The sequence below is a fragment of the Bacteroides intestinalis genome, from assembly GCF_003464595.1.
GTDB classification, from domain to species: Bacteria; Bacteroidota; Bacteroidia; order Bacteroidales; family Bacteroidaceae; genus Bacteroides; species Bacteroides intestinalis_A.
The window spans coordinates 174,643-199,480 of record NZ_QRZF01000004.1 but is presented as its reverse complement, the minus strand read 5'-3'; the positions used below and the strand labels follow the sequence as shown (position 1 = coordinate 199,480).

Here is a 24,838-nt window from a genome sequence, read left to right as displayed (position 1 = left end):
TAGTGGTGAGTGATTAGTGATTGGAAACTGTGCAGCATAATAGCGTAGCATGCTAATCACTAATCACTTACCGTTAATCACTATCTTAATGATTGCATCCGCATCCGCATCCCTGGTGATCGTGATCGCCGCATCCGTCGCCGCAATCGTCACCACAGCTATCGCAACCGCAACTACATCCACCACCGCTCATCATACGAGCGATTTCAGCTAATTCTTCATTGGTTGCCGGGCGGCTTTCTATTACTTCACCTACAAAGTTCAGGTCGCAACCTGCCAAGGGGTGATTCATATCCATTACCACTACGTCTGCTTTTATTTCTTGTACGGTTCCGTTGATACGCTGACCTTCAGAGGTCATCAAAGGCACTACGTTACCGGCTACAATACGTTCGTTATCGAATTTACCATCTACTTCAAAGATTTGCTTCGGAAGGTCGATTACATGTTCTTCGTCAAAGTCACCGTAAGCATCTGCACAAGCGATTGTGAAATCAAACTTATCACCTGCTTTCAGACTTTTCACCTGATCTTCGAAAGACTCTAAAGTCAGACCCAGACCGGAAATGAATTGGAAAGGGTGTTCTGCGGTGGCTTCTTCGGTGAAATCTTTTTCACCATCTTCTATAGCGTATAATTTATAAGCTACGGTAATGTACTTGTTTTCTACTGTTTCCATTGATATATTCCTACTGTTTTAAGTTAGTAATTCCTGTTTTTTCTTTTTGGAAAGGACAAAGATACGAATAATTTAGTTGGCGAATGAGTAAGCTCTTGTAATTTTCAGATTATTAAATGCTTCGAACCCTCTTGAATAATTCCTGTTCATGGTAGCGAATTACTCAGATTTGCCTTGAATAAGTGATAAAATAAGATTTTAATGCGGGGTTTTCTTACGATTAATCATAATAATCTCATTTTTTTCTTCAAATTGTTTGGAGTTTATAAAAAAGCCCTTACCTTTGCAGCACGATTAACGAAAACAGTAAAGTAAATAAAGTTATGAACTTACATACATCTATTAACCTGGCAGTCCTGCATATTATTCGCGTCGTGGTCCTGGAATCAAGAGCGTGAGAAAGGTTGTGTATGTATTCGTACGTTAAGATATCAATTTAGGAGCCTTTCTCACCATATGTGAGGAAGGCTTTTTAATTAAAAGGAGATTTGAAGATGAAACACCAATTACGCAGTTCGTTCAGCACGCAAGGCCGCCGTATGGCAGGGGCTCGTGCGTTGTGGATGGCAAATGGCATGAAGAAAGAGCAATTAGGAAAACCTATTATCGCAATTGTCAACTCATTTACACAGTTTGTCCCGGGACATGTGCATCTGCACGAAATCGGACAACAGGTGAAAGCTGAGATTGAGAAGCTGGGATGTTTTGCTGCCGAATTCAACACGATTGCCATTGACGATGGTATTGCGATGGGACATGATGGAATGCTTTATTCGCTTCCTTCACGTGACATCATTGCCGACAGCGTAGAGTATATGGTGAATGCGCATAAAGCGGATGCGATGGTTTGCATCAGTAACTGCGACAAGATTACTCCGGGTATGTTGATGGCAGCAATGCGCCTTAATATCCCTACTGTATTCGTTTCAGGCGGACCGATGGAAGCCGGCGAATGGAACGGTCAGCATCTGGATTTGATCGATGCTATGATTAAGTCGGCTGATGAAAGTGTAAGTGATGCCGATGTGGCTCAGATAGAACAACATGCTTGTCCTTCTTGTGGTTGTTGTTCCGGTATGTTTACCGCTAACTCGATGAACTGTCTGAACGAAGCTATCGGACTGGCATTGCCGGGTAATGGTACGATTGTAGCTACTCATGCCAATCGCACGCAACTGTTCAAGGATGCTGCCAAACTGATTGTTGAAAATGCTTATAAATATTATGAAGATGGGGATGACAGTGTGCTTCCCCGTAGCATCGCTACCCGTCAGGCTTTTTTGAATGCCATGACGCTGGATATTGCGATGGGTGGTTCTACCAACACAGTGCTTCACCTCTTGGCTGTAGCGCACGAGGCAGAGGCAGATTTCAGTATGGATGACATCGATATGCTGTCACGTAAGACTCCCTGTCTGTGTAAGGTTGCCCCGAATACTCAGAAGTATCACATTCAAGACGTAAATCGTGCCGGAGGCATCATCGCTATCATGAGCGAGCTTGCCAAAGGCGGATTAGTCGATACGAACGTAAAGCGTGTAGACGGTATGACGCTGGCGGATGTAATCGACAAATACGGTATTACCAGCCCGAATGTTTGCGAAGAAGCTGTGAAGAAATATAAGAGCGCTGCTGCCGGAAAGTTCAATCTGGTACTGGGTTCGCAGGATGTCTATTATAAAGAATTGGATACTGACCGTGCCGGAGGTTGCATTCGCGATCTGGAACATGCTTATAGCAAAGACGGTGGTCTGGCAGTACTGAAAGGTAATATTGCTCAGGATGGTTGTGTAGTGAAAACGGCAGGTGTGGATGAAAGCATCTGGAAATTTACGGGTCCTGCTAAAGTGTTCGATTCACAAGACGCTGCTTGCGATGGCATCCTTGCTGGGAAAGTGGTCAGCGGTGATGTTGTGGTCATTACACACGAAGGCCCGAAAGGCGGTCCCGGTATGCAGGAAATGCTCTATCCGACTTCTTATATCAAATCGCGCCATCTGGGCAAGGAATGTGCACTGATTACGGACGGCCGTTTCAGTGGCGGTACGTCAGGATTGAGTATCGGACATATTTCTCCCGAAGCGGCTGCTGGAGGTAATATCGGTAAGATTCAGGATGGTGACATCATCGAGATTGATATTCCCGGACGTGCTATCAACGTCAAACTGACGGATGAGGAACTGGCAGCCCGCCCGATGACTCCCGTCACCCGTCAACGCGAAGTCTCAAAGAGCCTGAAGGCATATGCCAGCATGGTAAGTTCTGCCGATAAGGGTGCAGTGAGACTGATTTAGTTGAGAGTGGAGAGTTGAGAATTGAGAGTTTAACTTGAAAATAGAAGAGATGAAAGATATAATAACAGGCGCTGAAGCATTGATGCGTTCCTTGGAACATCAGGGAGTAAAGACCATTTTCGGATATCCGGGTGGCTCCATCATGCCGGTATTTGACGCTTTATACGACCATCGGAAGACATTGAACCACATCTTGGTTCGACACGAACAGGGTGCTACTCATGCCGCGCAAGGTTTTGCCCGCGTATCAGGCGAAGTAGGTGTCTGCCTGGTGACGAGTGGTCCCGGAGCGACGAATACGATAACAGGTATCGCAGATGCAATGATAGACAGTACCCCTTTGGTAGTAATTGCCGGTCAGGTAGGTACGGGATTCCTTGGGACGGATGCTTTCCAGGAAGTTGACCTGGTAGGTATTACGCAGCCTATCACGAAGTGGAGCTATCAGATTCGTAGTGCCGAAGATGTGCCTTGGGCTGTAGCCCGCGCTTTCTATGTTGCAAAAAGCGGTCGTCCCGGTCCTGTAGTATTGGACTTTGCCAAGAATGCACAAGTAGAGAAAAGTGAATATGCTCCTGCCAAGTTGGATTACATCCGTAGTTACCAGCCTGTTCCCGAAATGGATGAAGAGGCTGTGAGCCAGGCTGCTGAACTGATCAATAGCGCTGAACGTCCATTGGTATTGGTAGGACAGGGTGTTGAGTTAGGTGATGCACAACAGGAACTACGCGCTTTCATAGAAAAAGCCGGAATACCTGCCGGTTGTACACTGTTGGGACTCTCTGCTTTGCCTACTGCACATCCTTTAAATAAAGGTATGCTGGGGATGCACGGTAACTTGGGACCGAATATCAATACGAATAAGTGCGATGTACTTATCGCCGTAGGTATGCGCTTTGACGACCGTGTAACCGGAAAGTTGGATACGTATGCCAAACAGGCGAAAATCATTCATTTCGATATAGACCCTGCTGAGATAGATAAGAATGTAAAGACGGACATTGCCGTATTGGGCGATTGCAAGGAAACCCTTGCTGCCGTTACGGCACTTCTGAAACCTGCTACTCACCAGGAATGGTTGGATAGTTTCTTGCCTTACGAGAAAGTAGAGGAAGAAAAAGTGATCCGTCCTGAATTGCATCCGGCAAGTAAATCTTTGAGTATGGGAGAAGTGATCCGTGCCGTAAGTGAGACAACGAATCATGAAGCTGTATTGGTTACTGATGTTGGTCAGAATCAGATGATGTCTGCCCGTTACTTTAAGTATAGTAAGGAACGTAGCATTGTAACTTCCGGTGGGTTGGGTACAATGGGCTTCGGACTTCCCGCAGCAATCGGTGCTACTTTCGGAGCTCCCGACCGCACTGTATGTGTATTTATGGGTGATGGTGGTCTGCAAATGAACATTCAGGAGATGGGAACCATTATGGAACAGAAGGCTCCTGTTAAGATGATCTTGCTGAATAATAACTTCCTGGGTAATGTACGCCAGTGGCAAGCGATGTTCTTCAATCGTCGCTATTCGTTTACTCCGATGCTGAATCCGGATTATATGAAGATAGCTTCTGCCTACGACATTCCTTCGCGCCGTGTAATGACACGTGAAGAGCTGAAAGGTGCAATAGAGGAAATGCTTGCTACGGATGGTCCGTTCCTGTTGGAAGCCTGCGTTATGGAAGAAGGCAATGTATTGCCGATGACACCTCCGGGTGGTTCGGTAAACCAGATGTTGTTGGAATGCTAATTTTATTCTTCGTTCTTAATTCTTAATTTAGTATGGATAAGACATTATATACGATAATCGTTCATTCGGAGAACTTCGCCGGTTTGCTGAACCAGGTAACCGCAGTGTTTACCCGTCGCCAGATCAATATCGAGAGCCTGAATGTATCGGCTTCGTCCATCAAGGGCGTACATAAGTACACCATTACTGCATGGACGGATAAAGACACCATTGAGAAAGTAACCAAGCAAATCACCAAGAAGATTGATGTGCTGCAAGCGCACTACTTTACGGATGATGAGATTTATCAGCACGAAATTGCATTGTATAAGATAACAACCCCGATACTGGAAGAAAAACCGGAAGTATCGAAAGTGATCCGTAAGTATAATGCACGTATCGTAGAGGTGAATGCTGTGTTTGCTATCGTAGAGAAGAATGGTATGGGTGAAGAAATCACCAACCTTTATGACGAGTTGCGTGCCCTCGACTGTGTACTTCAGTTTGTCCGTTCGGGACGTGTGGCTATCACCACAAGCTGCTTCGAACGTGTGAACGAATACCTTGCCGATCGTGAAACGAAATATCGCTTGAAAAAAGAAAAGGAGCAAAACAATGAGTGAGAATAGTAGTAAGATAGGAAAATATCAGTTTGTAGCTGAGCCTTTTCATGTGGACTTTACCGGGCGTCTTACTATGGGCGTACTGGGAAACCATTTGCTGAATTGCGCCGGTTTCCATGCCAGCGACCGTGGATTCGGTATCGCTACGTTGAATGAAGACAATTACACATGGGTGCTCTCGCGCCTTGCCATCGAACTGGATGAAATGCCTTATCAATATGAGGACTTTACCATCTGGACTTGGGTGGAGAATGTATATCGCCTCTTCACCGACCGTAACTTTGCCCTATTGGACAAAGATGGAAAGAAGATTGGTTATGCGCGTTCCATATGGGCTATGATTAACCTCAATACCCGCAAGCCTGCCGATTTGCTGGCATTGCACGGAGGTAGCATTGTAGATTATGTGTGCGATGAACCTTGCCCTATCGAGAAACCCTCACGCATTAAAGTGACTTCCACCGAGCCGGTAGCTACCCTGAAAGCTAAATACAGCGATATCGACATCAACGGACACGTGAATAGTATCCGCTACATCGAACATATCATGGACTTGTTTCCGATAGAGATGTATAAGGAAAAGCGTATCCGTCGTTTTGAAATGGCTTACGTAGCCGAAAGTTATTACGGCGACGAACTTACACTCTATAAAGATGAGCTGGAAGATGGGACTTTCGATATTGAAGTGAAAAAGAATGGCAGCGAAGTCGTTTGCCGTTCAAAAGTAATATTTACAGAGAAATAATTTTATTAATCATTAGTTGGCGCAAGCCACAAATAAAAAACTAAAAAAGAAAATGGCACAATTGAATTTTGGCGGTGTTACTGAGAATGTAATGACCCGCGAAGAATTTCCTTTGGAAAAAGCACGTGAAGTTTTGAAAGATGAGACAATTGCAGTGATCGGTTATGGTGTACAGGGACCGGGACAGGCATGCAACCTGCGTGATAACGGTTTCAACGTAATCGTTGGACAGCGTCCGGGTAAGACTTATGAGAAAGCAATAGCTGACGGATGGGTACCGGGTGAAACACTGTTTGGCATTGAGGAGGCTTGTGAGAAAGGTACTATCATTATGTGCTTGTTGTCTGATGCAGCCGTAATGTCTGTATGGCCTACTATCAAACCTTACCTGACTCCGGGAAAAGCTCTTTACTTCTCTCATGGTTTTGCTATCACTTGGAGCGACCGTACAGGTGTAGTTCCTCAGAAAGATATCGACGTAATCATGGTAGCTCCTAAAGGTTCGGGTACTTCATTGCGTACAATGTTCCTTGAAGGTCGTGGTTTGAACTCTTCTTACGCTATCTATCAGGATGCTACGGGTAAAGCTATGGATCGTACCATCGCATTGGGTATCGGTGTAGGTTCAGGATATTTGTTCGAAACTACTTTCCAACGTGAAGCTACTTCTGACCTGACAGGTGAGCGTGGTTCATTGATGGGTGCTATCCAAGGTTTGCTGTTGGCTCAGTACGAAGTGTTGCGCGAAAACGGTCATACTCCGTCAGAAGCATTCAATGAAACAGTAGAGGAATTGACTCAGTCATTGATGCCGTTGTTCGCTAAGAATGGTATGGACTGGATGTATGCTAATTGTTCAACTACTGCACAACGCGGTGCTCTGGACTGGATGACTCCGTTCCATGATGCTATCAAGCCGGTAGTACAACAATTGTATGCAAGCGTTAAGTCTGGTAATGAGGCTCAGATCTCTATCGACAGCAATTCTCAACCTGATTATCGTGAGAAACTGAACGAAGAACTTCGTCAGTTGCGTGAAAGCGAAATGTGGCAGACTGCTGTTACGGTTCGTCAGTTGCGTCCGGAAAATAACTAATCCTTCTTGGGGATAAGAATAAAAATGCCCGAATACTTGATTTCGGTGTTTCAATGTAGTATATTTGTAACCGTAATCCTGATTTAAGTTCGGGAAGAAGACAATGGGAGGAGTAACGTAAGTTGCCCCTCTCTTTTTATATAATAAGGTATGAAATTACTGAAAACGTATCCTCTTTTGGTGCAAAACATATGATGTAATCATTCAAAACACACTATTTGTTGAGGTAAAACAAACGATATAATGTAGGTAAACGCATCATCTGTTTTGCGAAAGATAGAATGGATGGGCTAAACTCTTCTTGTTCTGTTAATACTTTATAAATCTGCTATTGACAAAAAGCGTGTAATCGTTTATAATTGAAAGATAGATTTTTCTTGTTTTGAATGATAGTTGATTTATGAATGCTGAAAATTGTATTTGTTGAAAATAGTATTGTGGAAAATCCGGTGGCTGATATCAATCAAGGAATAGACAAAGACCTTTCTAAAGCAACGATCAATGTATTCTTCAATGCGCTTTCTGTTACGGGTAACAATACGAAAACAGAAAATTATAAGATTAAGAATAAGTTGGGCACTTCTATAGACCATGAAACCTTTGGTATATCTCCTTATAATTTGTTTATTATGGTTCATGATAATACCGAAGATAACAGATGTGAAGTGCATTTGATAAACAACAAACCAATAGTGAAACTCAGAGTGTGGATAAATGCTATCCTAATTTCGCGAAATGGATTAGCTTCAATGGTAGCGAATGTAAGGATTGGTATAAGTAGGAAAATCCTTTTTAAAGTTATTATAAGAAACTACGCAGCTTCGTGTACAATGCATGGAAGTTGCGTAGTTTTTTTGTGTTTATAGAATTGCATTATTCAATGGTTTCATTTTTGAGTTCTTTCTTTAAATAAGTGGATTTAGTCTTAAAAATAATATTAGATTACATAATTCAATCAACTGATCGAGGAACTATTTTTTGATTTATCAATATTTGCATGTTTGTAAAATATCGATGACAGTACAATATATTTGCAGTAGTTTATAAATGTTAAATAAATATTGTATAATCAATAAATGAATCTATATATACAAGTTATATGCCGATTAAAAATAGATTACGAAAGTACTATATTGATTATTTATGATTCTATAAGAGTTGTTAATTGGATGATTTATCCTGAAAAATAAACTTGTATATTTGATCATTATGACAAAATAAGTTGTATGTTTGTAACGATATCAATTTTATAACTTACAATAATATGAAACGGATTAAAAGAAACAGTTTGGTTACAGGTCTCTATGCACTGATGTTGATGGGGATTGTAACAGGATGCGACAAGGACGTTTATAATCCAGGTAACGACGATGATGGCAAACTACCACCAAAAGAAGATTACTTTGATTTCGCTTTGACGGGGGATGTACAGTTAAATGTAAACTATGATGCACCAGGCTATCGAGCCGTTATTGAGGTGTATGATCAGAATCCTATGGAGGATCGCAGGACAAAGAAGGAGGGAATCTCACCTATTTTTGTGGCGTATACCGACATTAATGGAAAGTATGAAGGCAAAATGAATATTCCTACAGCTGTAAAAGAGGCATATCTCTATACAGGCTTGTTCGGTTTGCCGACTTGTGTGAAATTGGAAGCTTCGGCAAGCGGGTATACGTATGATGTTACGAAGAGTGCGCCAGGAACACGTGCTACTAATGGGGTCATAAATGATGATAAGGTTCCATTCAAGTTGACGCATGGGTTATCGGGTACTGATAGGTATGATAATGTATATTCATTAACTACATGGAATGGAAATGGCATCCCTACTTTGGGTGGTTATTTGACACGACCAGATAAGGTAGGAGCAGCTAATGAAGCTATTGGTGTGGTCAGTGCAAGAGTTGATAATTTTTTGGTGGCTTACAATAATGATGAAGCCAATAAAGTTAGTGGTGCTTGTGGAAATGCTAAGTTGTTAAGAAATCCTGATCAGATAAATCTAAAGATTCCTGCAGGTGGTTCGACTGTAAGTGTATCATTCATGGGCGAGGCTGCTGCATATTTGAATTCATTCGGTTATTATTATTATCCCACAGGTCAAACTATAACTCCCGAGAGCTTCTACAAGATGAAAAAATATCTTGTTTTCCCAAATTCGAGTGGTGGAGATGAGCAAAGTACAATGACTCTGAAAGCAGGACAAACGGCAAAGTTGTTGTATTTTGATAAAGATGGTAATCAGTCAGAGTTATTCCCTGAAGGATATACTATTGGCTGGTTTTTAATTAGTAATGGCTTTGGAGGTAGTAGCTTTAGTGCCCCCTATGCTAGTGGGTATGTAAATCAGTTGGATGACTTTGGGTATAGTAGCTCTTCCTATTATAGTGGATATCGCAATGCTTGCATGTCTGACGATACTGGAACTGATCGTCGTTTTATATCTGTATATGACGAAAAATCTAAAATGCGTATCATTGGTATTGAAGACTATGTAAAATCAAGTCAAGCTCCGGATGATTATAAGGATTTGCTGTTTGCTGTTACCACTTCTAAAGACTTAGGCGGTAGTGATTTGGAACCAGTACCTCCTACTGATCCTACCCCGGAACCGGGTGTCCTCCCATTAAGCGGTACTCTTGCTTTCGAAGATATCTGGCCCGGTGGTGGTGATTATGACTTGAATGACGTAATGATCGAATATAATCGTAACATTACTTTTGATGCAAACAACAAAGCCACTAAGTCTGTAGAAACCTTTAAAGCTGTTCAGAAAAAAGGTAGTGCTACCAATAATAACTTCTTTGCTTGCCAGTATAAAAAACTGGGGAAAATGACTTTACCTGCAGGGGTGAAAGCTGAGATTGCAACGAATTCATTTGTTATTGAAACCAGTGCAAAAGAGATTGCTGAGGGTACGGTTTATCAGATTGAACGTGATTTGACAGGATTGAATCTGTCGCAGACCGATGTAGCCAGTGACTTTAATCCGTATATCATCACTAAACAATATACCACAGAAAACAGAGTAGAGGTACATTTGCCACTGGCTGATATGACTTCTGCTGCTGACGCATCGTTGATGACGAAAGATAATGCATATTATGTAGGTTCTAAAGATGGTGGTCAGTATCCATTTGCTATCAATATACCTATTACAGGTTTTGTTCCGGCTGATGAAACTTATAGAATTGATCTGGAAGGACAATACCCGGCATTTGCTAACTGGGCTAAATCTAAGGGTACAACGAATCAAGATTGGTATAAAACAGGTAAAGGAGCGAAATAAGCCAATGTAGATTAACAAGTAGTTCTTCTCTCTTATTTTGCGCGGGCTATATGAAATTCATAAGCCCGCGCTCTTTTTATGGTTTTATAGTACCTGTATATTCTAGAAATTTACGATAAAAAGCATGATGTGCTAAAGTTGCAGCTTCTCCCAATATCACCAATTTCATGCGGGCACGGGTGATGGCGACGTTCATTCTTCGTAAATCATTCAGGAAACCGATCTGTCCCTCTTCATTGGCACGCACAAGGCTGATGAAAATGACATCACGTTCCTGTCCCTGAAACCCATCTACTGTGTTGACTGTGAGTAGACTTCGGTAAGGTTTAAGTGAACTGCTTGCTTTAATCTTATTGCGGAGGTACTGTACCTGGGCTTTGTAAGGAGAGATGATACCGAAATCGATCCGTTCTTCTAAGACACGCTTTCCACCGATCCGGCTAATATAAGCTTTTAATTCCTGAAGAAGTAAATCAGCTTCTGCTTTATTGATACGCCCGAACGTTTCTCCTATGAATTCTTCCTTGAAATCCATTTCTGAAGTATCTATCCAACTGATAGGAGTATCCCAGTCGAGAATGCCGCGGTATCGTATCTCAGGAGCTGCTTGTAGTTCTCCATTGTAAAACCATTGGGAAGGAAATTTCATGATTTCCTCATGCATACGGTATTGTACTTTCAATAGAGAAACGGTGCTGGGTTTATTGGCAACGACTCTTTCCATTAATGTACATTCCAATCCTCCACGGGCAGCTTCGTAACATTTTATAGTAGGTGGAAGCTGGCAATGATCACCTGCCAGTACTACACGGTCGGCCTTGCGGATGGCTATCCAGCAAGCGGCCTCTAAGGCTTGGGCGGCTTCATCAATAAAGAGTGTACCGAAGCGGCGCCCGTTCAGTACGCGGTGATTGCTGCTGACAAGAGTGGAGGCTATAACATGGGCATTGTCGAAAAGATCGGCATTGATTTGTATTTCCAGCTGTGTGGCACGATCACGCAGGCGGCTCATACGGTTGCGGGCGCTTTCACGCTCCTCATAGCTGCCTCGATGCTTGCCGCCCATTTCACGCATGGCTTTGCGGATACTCCATAGTTCAGAATAGGCCGGATGCCCTTCGAAACGGCGCTCATAAGTGAAAGAAAGCATTTTGTCGTTTACTCGGGTAGGATTACCAATGCGCAGAACATTCACACCACGATCTACGAGTTTTTCACTGATCCAGTCGACAGCTGTATTACTTTGGGCGCAAACCAGTACTTGCGGTTCGCGGTGTAATGTTTCATAGATAGCTTCTACGAGAGTAGTTGTTTTCCCTGTTCCCGGAGGCCCGTGTACAATAGAAACATCGCGGGAGTACAACACTTTATTCACTGCATTTTCCTGTGTAGAATTCAGCCAGGGGAAACGAACAGGGTAGAGTTCACGAAATCCGGGTTTTAAAGTTCCCAGCATAATATCTCTCAATTCTGCCAATCGATTGCCCTTGGCGCGAATTACGTCGGAGAGGGCTTCGAACATAGTGCGGTAGGACGTTTCATCAAAATAAAGCTGCACTCCGAGGTTTTCGGCAGATTGCACTTCCAGTATAGCACCTGCACCAGGCATCACAACAACCATGCGTGTTTCGTTGGCATAGCTAATGGTACCGATGGAGTTGAAATATGTAATCTTTTCGTCGTATCCTTTACGGAAAAAACAGACGGGACGCCCGAATTCGAAATTATGTTCTATATCAGTATCTTCCGCATGTGTAATTTCTATTACTAATTGATTCAGTGAATTGTAGTAACTTCGTCCGGGAGTGGCAGGATACCAACAGAGTCCCCGTTTCACCTTGCGGGCGATACCCATGGTTTCGGTCTGCCTTTTGAATTCTTCTTTTTCGAATTCATATTCCATGCGCAGGAGGAGTTCTTGTCGCTGAAGATGGTCGGTTGGAGAAAGGAGGTTATTGCTCATATATAATAAGTGTTTAGTGATTGGTGATAAGTGATTAGTGGGCTGCGCTATATTCCGCATGGTGCTAATCACTAATCACTAACCTCTAATCACTAATCGCATAGTTTTTTCGCAAAGGTAATCATTCTTCGCTTTTGCACGAAGAAAAGCTTTAATTTGTTAAACCTTTAACGATTTTAGTTTGTTTATTATATTAATTTGTAATCTTTACAATATTGGAAAACTAAAAAATAAATGTGATTATGGTGTATGACGTAACTATGTTAAAGGCCTTTTATGCTTCTTATAAGGGGAAAATGGAACATGTGCGGGCAGTACTGCAACGTCCGCTGACATTAGCAGAAAAGATTTTGTATACTCATCTGTTTGATGAGAAGGGGATCAAAGACTACAAAAGGGGAGAGGATTATGTAAACTTCCGTCCTGACCGTGTAGCAATGCAGGATGCAACCGCACAAATGGCATTGCTACAATTTATGAATGCAGGTCGCGAACAAGTTGCCGTACCTTCGACAGTACATTGCGACCATCTGATACAGGCCTATAGAGGAGCCCGGGAAGATATTGCCACTGCTACCAAGACAAACGAAGAAGTATACGACTTCTTGCGTGATGTTTCTTCCCGATATGGTATCGGTTTCTGGCAGCCGGGTGCGGGTATTATTCATCAGGTAGTATTGGAAAATTATGCCTTTCCCGGTGGAATGATGGTAGGAACTGACTCTCATACACCCAATGCAGGTGGTTTGGGTATGGTTGCCATCGGTGTCGGTGGTGCCGATGCGGTGGATGTGATGACCGGCATGGAATGGGAATTGAAAATGCCTCGTTTGATTGGTGTACATCTGAAAGGTGAACTGAACGGTTGGGCAGCTCCAAAAGATGTGATTCTGAAGTTGGCAGGTATCCTGACGGTTAAAGGCGGTACAAATGCAATCATTGAATATTTTGGACCGGGCACAGCTTCTTTGTCCGCTACCGGTAAGGCAACTATTTGTAATATGGGTGCCGAAGTCGGTGCCACCACATCACTTTTCCCTTATGATGATCGTATGGCTACTTATCTGATGGCTACCGGAAGAGAGGAAGTGGCAGAAATGGCTGATTCTGTAGCAGGTGACCTTCGTGCAGATGCCGACATCATGATTGCCCCGGAGAAATATTACGATCGGGTAATTGAGATTGACCTTTCCAGGCTGGAACCTTATATTAATGGTCCTTTTACTCCAGATGCCGCTACGCCTATTTCTGAGTTTGCAGAAAAAGTATTGGTTAACGGTTATCCGCGCAAGATGGAAGTCGGATTGATAGGTTCATGCACCAATTCATCCTATCAGGATTTAAGTCGTGCCGTTTCCCTGGCCCACCAGGTTGAAGAGAAGCACCTGAAAGTAGCCGCTCCCCTGATTGTGAATCCCGGTTCCGAACGGATACGTGCTACGGCAGAGCGGGATGGAATGATAGGTACTTTTGAGAAAGTCGGTGCTACAATTATGGCAAACGCCTGTGGTCCCTGTATTGGTCAGTGGAAACGTGAGACAGATAACCCTACTCGCAAGAATTCTATCGTAACCTCTTTCAACCGTAATTTTGCCAAACGTGCAGACGGTAATCCGAATACGTATGCCTTTGTCGCTTCCCCCGAATTGACGATGGCACTGACGATTGCCGGAGACCTTTGTTTCAACCCGCTGACAGATGTATTGGTGAATCGTGAAGGTGAAAAAGTAAAACTATCCGAACCTGTGGGTGAAGAATTGCCGCCGAAAGGATTTGCCGAAGGTAGTGAAGGGTATATGGCTCCCGGCTGTGAGAAGACGGAAATCAATGTGAACCCTCATTCGCAACGACTCCAATTGCTACAACCATTCCCTGCCTGGGAAGGAACTGATTTGCTTAATATGCCATTGCTGATTAAGGCACAGGGTAAATGTACTACCGATCATATCTCGATGGCAGGTCCGTGGCTTCGTTTCCGTGGACATCTGGAGAATATCTCAGACAATATGCTGATGGGTGCTGTGAATGCTTTCAATGGAGAAACTAACAGGGTCTGGAATCGTTCGACTAATACGTACGGTCCGGTTTCCGGTACGGCAAAGATGTATAAGTCCGAAGGGATTTCTTCCATTGTAGTAGCCGAAGAAAACTATGGTGAAGGTTCCAGTCGTGAACATGCCGCTATGGAGCCCCGTTTCCTGAATGTCCGTGTGATCCTGGCAAAGAGTTTTGCCCGTATCCACGAAACGAATCTAAAGAAACAAGGTATGCTGGCATTGACTTTTGTGGATAAAGCCGATTATGATAAGATTCAGGAACATGATTTAATCTCGGTAATCGGATTGATGGACTTTGCTCCCGGCCGTAATCTTAAGATTGTCCTTCACCACGAAGATGGTACGAAGGATAGCTTCGAAGCTCAACATACGTATAATGAACAGCAGATAGGCTGGTTCCGTGCCGGTTCTGCTCTTAATGCAAGATAGAAAGATGGATAAAATTACAGTACCTTTTATTACCGGTGATGGGGTAGGAGTTGAAATTACTCCTTCTATGCAAGCTATTGTAAATGCTGCCGTGCAGAAGGCATATAGCGGCGGGCGGCAGATTGAATGGATGGAAGTGTGGGCAGGCGAACGGGCTTTTGAAAAGTGCGGCCTGTGGTTACCTGACGAAACGATGGAAGCTTTCCGCGATTATAAAGTGGGTATCAAAGGTCCGCTGACGACACCTGTCGGTGGTGGTATCCGTTCACTAAACGTGGCATTACGCCAGACACTGGACTTGTATGTATGCCTGCGGCCGGTTCGCTGGTTTCAGGGCATTCACTCTCCGGTTCGTCATCCGGAGAAGGTGAACATGTGTGTATTCCGTGAAAATACGGAAGATATTTATGCAGGTATCGAGTGGGAAGCCGGTACACCGGAGGCAGAGAAGTTCTATAAGTTTCTGCACGATGAAATGGGGGTGAAGAAAGTACGGTTCCCCAAGACATCTTCTTTCGGTGTGAAACCTGTTTCAAAAGAAGGAACGGAACGATTGGTGCGGGCTGCCTGCCGGTATGCACTTGAGAATAATCTGCCTTCCGTGACATTGGTACACAAGGGAAATATTATGAAGTTTACCGAAGGCGGTTTCAAAAAGTGGGGCTATGAGTTGGCTGAACGTGAGTTTGGAGAAGCATTGGCTGACGGAAAGCTGGTGATAAAAGATTGCATTGCGGATGCTTTCCTGCAAAATACATTATTGATTCCTGAAGAATACTCTGTGATTGCTACCCTTAATCTGAATGGAGATTATGTTTCCGATCAGTTGGCTGCCATGGTGGGCGGTATCGGTATTGCTCCCGGAGCAAATATCAACTACCAGACCGGACATGCTATCTTTGAAGCCACCCATGGTACAGCACCGAATATTGCAGGCAAAGATATTGTGAATCCCTGTTCCATCATTCTGTCTGCCGTAATGATGCTCGAATACTTTGGTTGGAAAGAATCTGCTTCCTTGATAGAACATGCCCTGGAACAAAGTTTCCTTGATGCCCGTGCTACCGCTGATCTGGCGCGCTTCATGCCCGGCGGTGTCTCTTTGTCCACTTCTGCCTTTACCCGGGAGATAGTGGAAAGAATTGAAAAATAATACTAACGATTAAAACGATACGAAAATGAAGAAGGAATATTTAGTTTATAAGCTTTCCGAGGATATGAAGGAAGCGGTTCGGATTGATACCGAATTATTCTCCAAATTTGATGTGAAGCGCGGTTTGCGCAATGAAGACGGTACGGGTGTGTTGGTCGGGCTCACCAGAATTGGTAATGTAGTGGGTTATGAACGTGTTCCGGGCGGTGGCTTGAAACCTATCCCGGGCAAGTTGTTCTACCGTGGTTATGATGTAGAGGATATTGTTCATGCTTTTGTTAAAGAGAAGCGTTTCGGATTTGAAGAAGTGGCTTATCTGTTACTGTCCGGTAATTTGCCCGATAAGGAGGAGTTGGCTTCTTTCCGTGAACTGATTAATGATAATATGCCGTTGGAGCAGAAAACCAAGATGAATATTATCGAACTGGAAGGAAATAATATTATGAATATCCTGGCACGTAGTGTACTTGAGATGTATCGTTTTGACCCTGCTGCCGATGATACTTCCCGCGACAACCTGATGCGCCAGAGCATAGAATTGATTTCCAAGTTCCCGACCATTATTGCTTATGCATATAATATGTTGCGCCATGCCACTTTCGGTCGTTCATTGCATATTCGCCATCCGCAGGAAAATCTTTCTATTGCCGAGAATTTCCTCTATATACTGAAACGTAATTATACACAACTGGATGCTCGTACGCTCGACCTTTTGTTGGTGCTTCAGGCTGAGCATGGTGGTGGTAATAACTCCACTTTCACGGTTCGTGTTACTTCTTCTACCGGAACGGATACATACTCATCCATTGCCGCAGGTATCGGTTCGTTGAAAGGCCCGCTTCATGGCGGTGCAAATATTCAGGTGGCTGATATGTTCCATCATTTACAGGAGAATATTCAGGACTGGACAAGTGTGGATGAGATCGACACTTACTTTACCCGTATGCTGAATAAGGAAGTTTATAACAAGACCGGATTGATTTATGGTATCGGACATGCTGTTTATACGATTTCCGATCCACGTGCTATCTTACTGAAAGAACTGGCTCGTGATCTTGCCCGGGAAAAAGGTAAAGAGCGCGAATTTGCTTTCCTTGAGCTCTTGGAGGAACGTGCTATCGAAACCTTCGGTCGCGTGAAGAACAATGGAAAGACGGTATCGAGCAACGTTGATTTCTATTCAGGCTTTGTTTATGAAATGATTGGGTTACCACAGGAAATCTTTACGCCGTTGTTTGCCATGGCTCGTATCGTTGGCTGGTGTGCACACCGTAATGAAGAATTGAACTTTGAAGGTAAGCGTATCATTCGTCCGGCATACAAAAATGTACTCGAAGATACGGTTTATGTACCTATTAAGAAGCGATAAATAGGAGTAAAACGGAAAAGAAAGGAAGGAAACCAGTTGACGAGTTGACAAGGGAACAAGGGGCTGCGCAATGCTTCTGTGCCGCATGGAACCTTGTCCCCTTGTCAACTTGTTAACTCGTCAACTTTCCCTCAAAACCGTATAGTAATGAGACCATTTTTTCTAAACTGTTTGTTCTGATTTATTGATGCTAAAAGTGGTTTTGTAACTAGTTGACTATTAGGGGCGTATAATAACCCTATCTCAGTATACGACTGAGGTACCCTAAGTATGATACTGAGGTACCCTAAGTATGATACTGAGATACCCTAAGTATACAACTATGTCTCGTTCTATTTTCTTTTGTAAGTAACTTTGTACTCATTTCTGACGTAAACCACTAACTTGTCACTTTGATTTTAAAATTCATTGTTTTTGAAATAATTCGCTAACGTCTTTGTAAACTAATTAAGGGGAGGAAGTTTTCTTTTTCCTCCTTTTTATATATCTTTGCCCGTACTTAAATCGAAACAAGTATGGAACAAGGGACTTTTCAGCTATTTCTCGGTGCAATGAGCATCATCGCACTGTTTGTTTTTATCGCACTTTATTTTGTCAAAGCGGGATATGGAATGTTCCGCACTGCATCTTGGGGCATTTCCATTAATAATAAATTGGCGTGGATGCTGATGGAAGCACCTGTGTTTATTGTAATGTTGTTACTTTGGTGGAATTCAGCACTATATAATTCAATTGCTCCCCTGATTTTCTTTCTCTTATTCCAATTGCATTATTTCCAGCGCGCCTTTGTGTTTCCTTTCCTGCTGAAGGGAAAGAGCCGTATGCCGCTTGCCATTATGATGATGGGAATGCTGTTCAACCTCCTGAATGGCTTTATGCAAGGAGAATGGCTTTTTTATCTGGCTCCTGAAACTCTTTATACACCGGAGTGGCTGATGACTCCTCAGTTTATTATTGGAGCATTGCTATTCTTTACCGGAATGGGAATCAACTGGTATTCGGATTATGTAATCCGCCATCTTCGTAAACCGGGAGATACGCGGCATTACCTTCCATCGCAGGGGATGTATCGTTATGTCACCTCTGCCAATTACTTTGGTGAAATTATAGAATGGGCAGGATGGGCTATATTGACCTGGTCGCTCTCCGGACTGGTTTTCCTGTGGTGGACAGTGGCTAACCTGGTTCCTCGTGCCAATGCCATCTGGCATCGCTATAAAGAAGAGTTTGGAGATGCGGTGGGAAACCGGAAACGTGTTTTTCCGTTCCTCTATTAATCTCTCACTTATAAATCACAAATCATAAATAATACTCATGAGCAAGTTATTTACTCCTGTAACTTTTGGTCCGCTGACTTTACGGAATCGTACTATCCGTTCGGCGGCATTTGAAAGTATGTGTCCGGGTAATGCCCCTTCGCAAATGTTGCTTGACTATCACCGTTCAGTTGCGGCTGGGGGTGTTGGAATGACTACTGTGGCCTATGCAGCTGTCACTCAAAGTGGTTTGTCGTTCGACCGCCAATTGTGGATGCGGCCTGAAATTATCCCCGGATTAAAAGAACTGACTGATGCTGTACATGCCGAAGGTGCAGCAGTAGCTATCCAGTTGGGACATTGTGGCAATATGTCGCATAAAAGTATCTGTGGTGTTACTCCTGTCGGAGCTTCCACCGGTTTCAATCTTTACTCACCTACTTTTGTTCGTGGCTTGAAAAAAGAGGAATTGCCGGAGATGGCACGTGCATACGGCCGTGCTGTGAATCTGGCCCGTGAGGCTGGCTTTGATGCTGTTGAAATACATGCCGGACATGGATATTTGATTTCTCAGTTCCTTTCTCCTTATACGAATCGCCGTAAGGATTGCTTTGGTGGCTCTTTGGAAAATCGGATGCGTTTTATGGATATGGTAATGGAGGAGGTGATGAAAGCTGCCGGAACGGACATGGCTGTATTGGTAAAAATGAATATGCGTGATGGTTTCCGTGGCGGGATGGAAATGGATGAGACTATGCAGGTGGCAAAACGCCTGGAGCAATCAGGAGCTCATGCATTAGTATTAAGTGGGGGCTTTGTTAGTAAGGCTCCTATGTATGTGATGTGTGGTCGGATGCCTATCCGTACTATGACTCATTATATGAATTGCTGGTGGCTGAAGTATGGAGTGCGAATGGTAGGAAAGTGGATGATACCGACCGTTCCTTTCAAGGAGGCTTATTTCTTGGAAGATGCGATGAAGTTCCGAGCAGGAATTAAGATGCCATTGGTATATGTAGGTGGTTTAGTTTCGCGTGAAAAAATAGATGAGGTACTGAATGATGGTTTTGAAGCTGTGCAGATGGCGCGTGCCCTGCTTAATGAACCGGGTTTTGTGAACCGCATGCGTGAAGAAGAGAAAGCACGTTGTAATTGTAAACATAGTAATTATTGTATTGCACGGATGTATTCCATTGAAATGGCATGTCATCAGCATTTGAATGAAGAACTTCCGGCCGGCTTGAAGCGGGAAATTACAAAAATAGAAGCAAAAGGATAATGAAACAGAAACTTGCAGTTATAACTGGAGCAGATGGCGGTATGGGAATGGAGATTACACGCGCTGTTGCTGCCGCCGGATATAAAGTCATTATGGCGTGTCGTGATCCAGAAATCGCAGAAGAGAAACGTCAGTTAATAATGCGGGAAACAGGAAATATAGCATTGGAAATAGTACCGGTCAATCTTGCTTCTTTATCTTCTACGGCTTCTTTTGCCAATGAACTTCTTCAGCGTGGAGAAGCTATCACCTTGTTAATGAACAATGCCGGTACTATGGAAACGAAACGTCATATTACCGAAGATGGATTGGAACGTACAGTGAGTGTCAATTATGTAGCTCCCTATCTATTGACTCGTAAATTGTTACCATTGATGGAAGAGGGAAGCCGGATTGTAAATATGGTGTCTTGTACTTATGCCATCGGTAGACTGGATTTTCCTGACTTCTTTTTGCGTGGAAAGAAAGGTGCTTTCTGGCGTATTCCGATTTATAGTAATACGAAATTGGCATTAACTTTGTTTACAATAGCTCTATCGGAGAAGGTGGAAGGAAAAGGAATTGTTGTCAATGCTGCTGATCCGGGTATTGTTTCCACCAAAATCATTACGATGCATATGTGGTTTGATCCGTTGACGGATATCTTTTTCCGGCCTTTCATACGTACGCCTCGCCAAGGAGCAGCAACAGCCATCAGTCTGTTGCTGGATGAGGATGCGGGAAAACGTACCGGAACATTGAATGTAAGTTGCCATCCTAAACAGCTCTCAGAGAAATTCTTTCACCATGTACAGATGAAGGAACTATGGGATAAGACAGAAGAAATTGTAGCAAAATGGCTATAATGAAAAAGGCGCGGATGAAATTCATCCGCGCCTTTTTATATTTCACTATATCCTATTTAAATAGAGAGTTCTCTCAATACATTTACCAAGTCTTTCTTGATTGGCTTATCATTCTTGATAGCTTTTGTGAAAGGAACGTATACTACTTCATCATGCTCGATACCAACCATTACATTACGTTGTCCATCCATGATGGCATCGATAGCTGCTGCACCGAGTCGGCTGGCAAGGATACGATCGTGAGCTGTAGGGCTTCCACCGCGCTGCAAGTGGCCAAGGATGGTAACACGTACATCGTATTGAGGATATTCATTCTTTACACGCTCTGCAAAGTGCATGGCTCCACCTGTCAGTTCACTTTCCGCAACAATTACAATACTACTGTTTTTGGATTTGCGGAAACCGTTTTTGATGAATTCTTCCAGTTGATCGACTTCCGTACTGAACTCCGGAATGATAGCGGCCTCTGCACCTGAGGCAATAGCACCATTCAAAGCCAGGAAACCGGCATCACGTCCCATTACTTCCACAAAGAACAAACGTTCGTGAGAAGTTGCCGTATCGCGGATTTTATCCACTGCATCCAGAATGGTATTCAAAGCTGTATCGTAACCGATAGTCGTATCTGTTCCGTACAGGTCATTGTCGATAGTACCGGGTAATCCGATACAAGGTACATCAAACTCTTGTGCGAAAATACGTGCACCCGTCAATGAACCGTCACCACCAATGATAACCAAGGCATCAATACCTTCCTTTTTCATATTATCATATGCAATCTGACGTCCTTCAGGAGTAGTGAACTCCTGGCAACGAGCAGTTTTCAGGATAGTACCACCTAATTGTATAATATTACTTACGTTCTGGCTTTTGAATTCTTTGATTTCACCGGTTACCAGACCTCTGTAACCTCTATATATACCTTTTACTTGTAATCCGTTGTAAATAGCAGCACGTGTTACCGCACGAATAGCAGCGTTCATTCCCGGTGCATCACCACCGGATGTCAAAATACCTATGCACTTAACTGTTCCCATAACAATCTTTTAGTTTGGTTTAAATAATCACCGCAAAAATAGTGCAAGTTGAGAGCAAAAGCAAAATGTTTTTTGATTTTGCCGAAACACAGCCTATTTTCGCTCGGCAAAGATAGCAAAAAGCTGAGGGCGTGATTCATATTTAACGTTAATTTGTTGTTTCAAAACGGTGACTTATTGTCCTGTAAGTCGTGATTGAATGGCCTTTGAAATTTCTTCCATTAGCCATTTGGGAGTGGAGGTTGCTCCGCATACTCCGATAGAGGAAGCTCCAGTCAGCAGAGAACTGTCTATCTCTTCAGCACTGTCTATCAAGTGGGAATTAGGGTTGACTTTTTTGCATTCGCTGAACAACATTTTCCCATTGGAACTTTTCTTGCCACTTACAAAGAATACCAGATCGTGCGAAGCGGCAAATTTCCGTATGTTCGGAATACGATTGGCTACTTGCCGGCAGATGGTATCATAATATTCGAATGTGACATCAGGCGAGATATGCTCCTTGATGTATTCTACGATTTTCTGGAATTCGTCCAATGACTTTGTTGTCTGCGAATATAAACGGATGCTCTTGGTGAGATCCAGTTTTTTAGCTTCTTCCAGTTTCTCTATGACGATTGCTTCTCCGGTAGTTTGTCCCACTAAACCAAGGACTTCCGCATGACCGGTTTTTCCATAAATAACGATTTGCTTGTCCTCGGTATCTTTCTGAGTATACTCTTGTTTTATTTTCTTTTGCAAGCGGAGCACTACCGGACAAGTGGCATCAATGATTTCAATATTGTTGCGACGTGCGATTTCATAAGTTTCGGGTGGTTCTCCGTGGGCACGCAACAAAACTTTGGCATCGTGCAAATGATTAAAGTCATCATGATTGATAGTGATGAGACCCATCTCTTTCAAGCGCTCCACTTCACGGCTATTGTGCACGATATCTCCCAGACAATACAAAGTACCGCCATTGGTTAGTTCTTCTTCAGCTTTATTTATTGCAGTGACTACACCGAAGCAGAAGCCGGATCCCTCATCTATTTCTACTTTTACCATAATATAATATGTTGATATAGAGATTGTAAATAGGTCATCGGAAAGGCTACACCCTTTCCTTCGGATGACTACGCCCTTTGCTTTGGATGGCTACACCCTTTGAGGCATAAGGCTACACCCTTTTTCCTTTATCCCTTAATGGTCTTATCGAATTGCTTTTGTAACCATTCTTTTTGTTGAGAAATAGTCATGGTTGTGTTATCTAACAGCAATGCGTCGTCTGCTTTGCGAAGTGGGCTTACTTCACGATTCTGATCAATATAATCCCGTTGCTTTACGTTCTCAAGTATTTCATCAAAACTGGCTTCTTGTCCTTTGGCTTTCAATTCGTCATAACGACGTTGTGCGCGGATCTCGGGGGTGGCAGTTACAAATATTTTTAGTTCTGCATCGGGAAAAACCGTAGTTCCAATATCACGTCCATCCATGACAATACCTTTGGAATTACCCATTACCTGTTGTTGTGCCACCATTGCTTCGCGTACAAAGCCTAAAGTTGCGATAGGGCTGACGCGAGAAGAAACTTCCATACTACGGATTTTATTTTCTACATTTACTCCGTTCAGATAGGTGTCCGGACGTCCGGTCGACGGATTTAGTTGAAATGAAATATGAATATTACCGATTTCTTTCTGAAGTCTTTCCGTATCAATCTCATTTCCTTTAAAGATGCCATTTTCTATACTGTATAAAGTGACTGCACGATACATGGCGCCACTGTCTATGTATATGTAACCTATTTCACGGGCAAGATCTTTTGCCATGGTACTTTTTCCACAGGAGGAAAAACCGTCGATTGCGATAGTTATCTTTTTCATTTTGAGTTATACTATTTTATATATTATAAGGTATATGACAAATTAAGTATAAGTGAGGATGAACTCACATGATATTTAGCGTATGCTATCCCCAATTTCAGCCGTTTCAACTGAATACCTGTGCCACAAGTAAAACCCGCCCAATGGCTGGAGCCGTTTATTTTCATTTCTTCTCCACGGCGGAAGTTATATCCGGCTGCCAGGTAAAAATTGCTGGTTGGGAGGAAATCAATGCCAAGGGCGATATGATTTAACAATTTCTTTCCAAAATTGTTTGCTGCTGTGGCTGATGTACTCCAGTGTGTCAGGTCATGTAGAGTAAATGAGAGCCTGAAAGGAGCATGTGCCAATCGTTTGCTAAAACCAAGTTGTACGTCGACGGGTAGCTTTTCATGCCGTTCTTCGAAAGCTTTCAGTTGTCCTCCCAAATTGCGTGCAACAAGTGAAGCGGAAAAGTCTGACTCCTGATGATAGTAATTCAATCCCAAATCAACGCCGATTGCGAATGAAGAGTATTTATCATAATGAGAATAAATAAAGTTTGTGCGGACACCACCACTCCAATAATCACTTAAATCATAGGTATAAATGCCCGATATGGAAATATCTTTGGCAGAGAAAGTGCCGATTTCTATATTTTCTTCGGTGGTTTCTTTTAACTCTCCGTAATCTACATATTGAGCGGTTACCGCCCAGGTGGAACGCTCGCCTGCTGTACGTGCAAATGCGGCTCCTCCAACATTGACACCATCCATATAAAGCATATAATTCAGGTTGAGAGTTTTATCCGCTACACACGAAAGAAGGGCGGGATTTTGGACAGCCATAGTTAAATCGTCTTCTATAATAGAAATGTTTTCTCCACCCAATGCCGATGCGTGGGCAGAAAAAGGAAGCTTTAAAAATTGAAAGGCGCTGGTCCCGTCTTGCGCACGTAAAACGGAGAAAATCAGTAGTAGTAGCACCGTAATAAAAGACTTTTTCAACATTTCATTTAAAATTATTGCCAAAGATACGGTATTTTTAAAATATCTCGTTACATTTGTGGCACAAAAGCGCAGGTGTGCTTTTTGAAGGATAAAAAAAACAAAAATGGGTGCATATTGTCTTAAAAAAGATAGTACGGATGAACG

At 43.1% G+C, this 24,838-nt stretch carries 19 protein-coding genes; 13 read left to right on the top strand and 6 right to left on the bottom strand.

Translation table 11 applies throughout. The features are described from left to right. Positions 1-85 precede the first annotated feature (85 nt). Complete coding sequence (locus DWW10_RS07610) at positions 86-679, bottom strand: FKBP-type peptidyl-prolyl cis-trans isomerase (protein WP_022393574.1); 594 nt, start codon at positions 677-679, stop codon at positions 86-88. 494 nt (positions 680-1,173) lie between these two features. On the opposite strand from DWW10_RS07610, the gene ilvD reads away from it, so the two are divergent. The 7 genes from ilvD to DWW10_RS07575 all read left to right on the top strand — a co-directional run bounded on the left by ilvD (position 1,174) and on the right by DWW10_RS07575 (position 10,452). Next, positions 1,174-2,973 carry a dihydroxy-acid dehydratase gene (ilvD, locus tag DWW10_RS07605; RefSeq protein WP_022393573.1) on the top strand — a complete coding sequence of 600 codons (1,800 nt, stop codon included), beginning with the start codon at positions 1,174-1,176 and terminating at the stop codon, positions 2,971-2,973. A 49-nt stretch (positions 2,974-3,022) separates the two neighbouring features. Continuing rightward, positions 3,023-4,717 carry a biosynthetic-type acetolactate synthase large subunit gene (ilvB, locus tag DWW10_RS07600; protein ID WP_022393572.1) on the top strand — a complete coding sequence of 565 codons (1,695 nt, stop codon included), beginning with the start codon at positions 3,023-3,025 and terminating at the stop codon, positions 4,715-4,717. A 32-nt stretch (positions 4,718-4,749) separates the two neighbouring features. Then, the gene (ilvN, locus tag DWW10_RS07595; protein WP_007210376.1) at positions 4,750-5,319 is read left to right on the top strand and encodes an acetolactate synthase small subunit; all 570 of its coding nucleotides are present in this window, start codon (positions 4,750-4,752) and stop codon (positions 5,317-5,319) included. Then, the gene (locus tag DWW10_RS07590) at positions 5,312-6,064 is read left to right on the top strand and encodes an acyl-[acyl-carrier-protein] thioesterase (RefSeq protein WP_022393571.1); all 753 of its coding nucleotides are present in this window, start codon (positions 5,312-5,314) and stop codon (positions 6,062-6,064) included. The genes ilvN and DWW10_RS07590 overlap by 8 nt, the downstream gene beginning before the upstream one ends. A gap of 52 nt (positions 6,065-6,116) precedes the next feature. Further along, positions 6,117-7,160, top strand: coding sequence for a ketol-acid reductoisomerase (ilvC, locus tag DWW10_RS07585; RefSeq protein ID WP_022393570.1), 1,044 nt, complete (start codon positions 6,117-6,119; stop codon positions 7,158-7,160). A 404-nt stretch (positions 7,161-7,564) separates the two neighbouring features. Continuing rightward, on the top strand, positions 7,565-8,026 hold the full coding sequence (locus tag DWW10_RS26730) for an LruC domain-containing protein (protein WP_476374406.1): 462 nt from the start codon (positions 7,565-7,567) through the stop codon (positions 8,024-8,026). 398 nt (positions 8,027-8,424) lie between these two features. After that, a complete protein-coding gene (locus tag DWW10_RS07575) occupies positions 8,425-10,452 on the top strand; it encodes an LruC domain-containing protein (RefSeq protein ID WP_118421245.1) in 2,028 nt (675 codons plus the stop codon). 76 nt (positions 10,453-10,528) lie between these two features. Here the strand turns inward: DWW10_RS07575 and DWW10_RS07570 are convergent, their stop codons facing one another. Then, a complete protein-coding gene (locus tag DWW10_RS07570; protein WP_118421246.1) occupies positions 10,529-12,415 on the bottom strand; it encodes an AAA domain-containing protein in 1,887 nt (628 codons plus the stop codon). A gap of 242 nt (positions 12,416-12,657) precedes the next feature. Here DWW10_RS07570 and DWW10_RS07565 point away from each other — a divergent pair, with 242 nt between their 5' ends. The 6 genes from DWW10_RS07565 to DWW10_RS07540 all read left to right on the top strand — a co-directional run bounded on the left by DWW10_RS07565 (position 12,658) and on the right by DWW10_RS07540 (position 20,803). After that, positions 12,658-14,901 carry an aconitate hydratase gene (locus tag DWW10_RS07565; RefSeq protein WP_118421247.1) on the top strand — a complete coding sequence of 748 codons (2,244 nt, stop codon included), beginning with the start codon at positions 12,658-12,660 and terminating at the stop codon, positions 14,899-14,901. 4 nt (positions 14,902-14,905) lie between these two features. Then, the gene (gene icd, locus DWW10_RS07560) at positions 14,906-16,054 is read left to right on the top strand and encodes an NADP-dependent isocitrate dehydrogenase (protein WP_118421286.1); all 1,149 of its coding nucleotides are present in this window, start codon (positions 14,906-14,908) and stop codon (positions 16,052-16,054) included. Between the two features lie 25 nt (positions 16,055-16,079). After that, positions 16,080-17,423, top strand: coding sequence for a citrate/2-methylcitrate synthase (locus tag DWW10_RS07555; protein WP_118421248.1), 1,344 nt, complete (start codon positions 16,080-16,082; stop codon positions 17,421-17,423). A gap of 515 nt (positions 17,424-17,938) precedes the next feature. Then, the gene (locus tag DWW10_RS07550; RefSeq protein ID WP_118421249.1) at positions 17,939-18,700 is read left to right on the top strand and encodes a DUF1295 domain-containing protein; all 762 of its coding nucleotides are present in this window, start codon (positions 17,939-17,941) and stop codon (positions 18,698-18,700) included. 37 nt (positions 18,701-18,737) lie between these two features. Further along, on the top strand, positions 18,738-19,958 hold the full coding sequence (locus DWW10_RS07545; protein ID WP_118421250.1) for an NADH:flavin oxidoreductase: 1,221 nt from the start codon (positions 18,738-18,740) through the stop codon (positions 19,956-19,958). Beyond that, complete coding sequence (locus tag DWW10_RS07540; protein WP_118421251.1) at positions 19,958-20,803, top strand: SDR family oxidoreductase; 846 nt, start codon at positions 19,958-19,960, stop codon at positions 20,801-20,803. Before DWW10_RS07545 ends, DWW10_RS07540 begins: the two co-directional genes overlap by 1 nt. A gap of 56 nt (positions 20,804-20,859) precedes the next feature. Here DWW10_RS07540 and pfkA read toward each other — a convergent pair whose 3' ends face one another. From pfkA to porQ, 4 genes are all read right to left on the bottom strand, one after another. Continuing rightward, complete coding sequence (pfkA, locus tag DWW10_RS07535; RefSeq protein ID WP_007210387.1) at positions 20,860-21,840, bottom strand: 6-phosphofructokinase; 981 nt, start codon at positions 21,838-21,840, stop codon at positions 20,860-20,862. Between the two features lie 174 nt (positions 21,841-22,014). After that, positions 22,015-22,887 (bottom strand): 4-hydroxy-3-methylbut-2-enyl diphosphate reductase, encoded by an 873-nt coding sequence (locus DWW10_RS07530; protein ID WP_022393824.1) that lies wholly within the window; start codon positions 22,885-22,887, stop codon positions 22,015-22,017. Between the two features lie 128 nt (positions 22,888-23,015). Next, complete coding sequence (gene cmk / locus DWW10_RS07525; RefSeq protein ID WP_022393823.1) at positions 23,016-23,705, bottom strand: (d)CMP kinase; 690 nt, start codon at positions 23,703-23,705, stop codon at positions 23,016-23,018. A gap of 23 nt (positions 23,706-23,728) precedes the next feature. Then, entirely contained in the window at positions 23,729-24,694 is a 966-nt protein-coding gene (gene porQ, locus DWW10_RS07520; RefSeq protein ID WP_118421252.1) for a type IX secretion system protein PorQ, read from the bottom strand. Positions 24,695-24,838 lie beyond the last annotated feature (144 nt).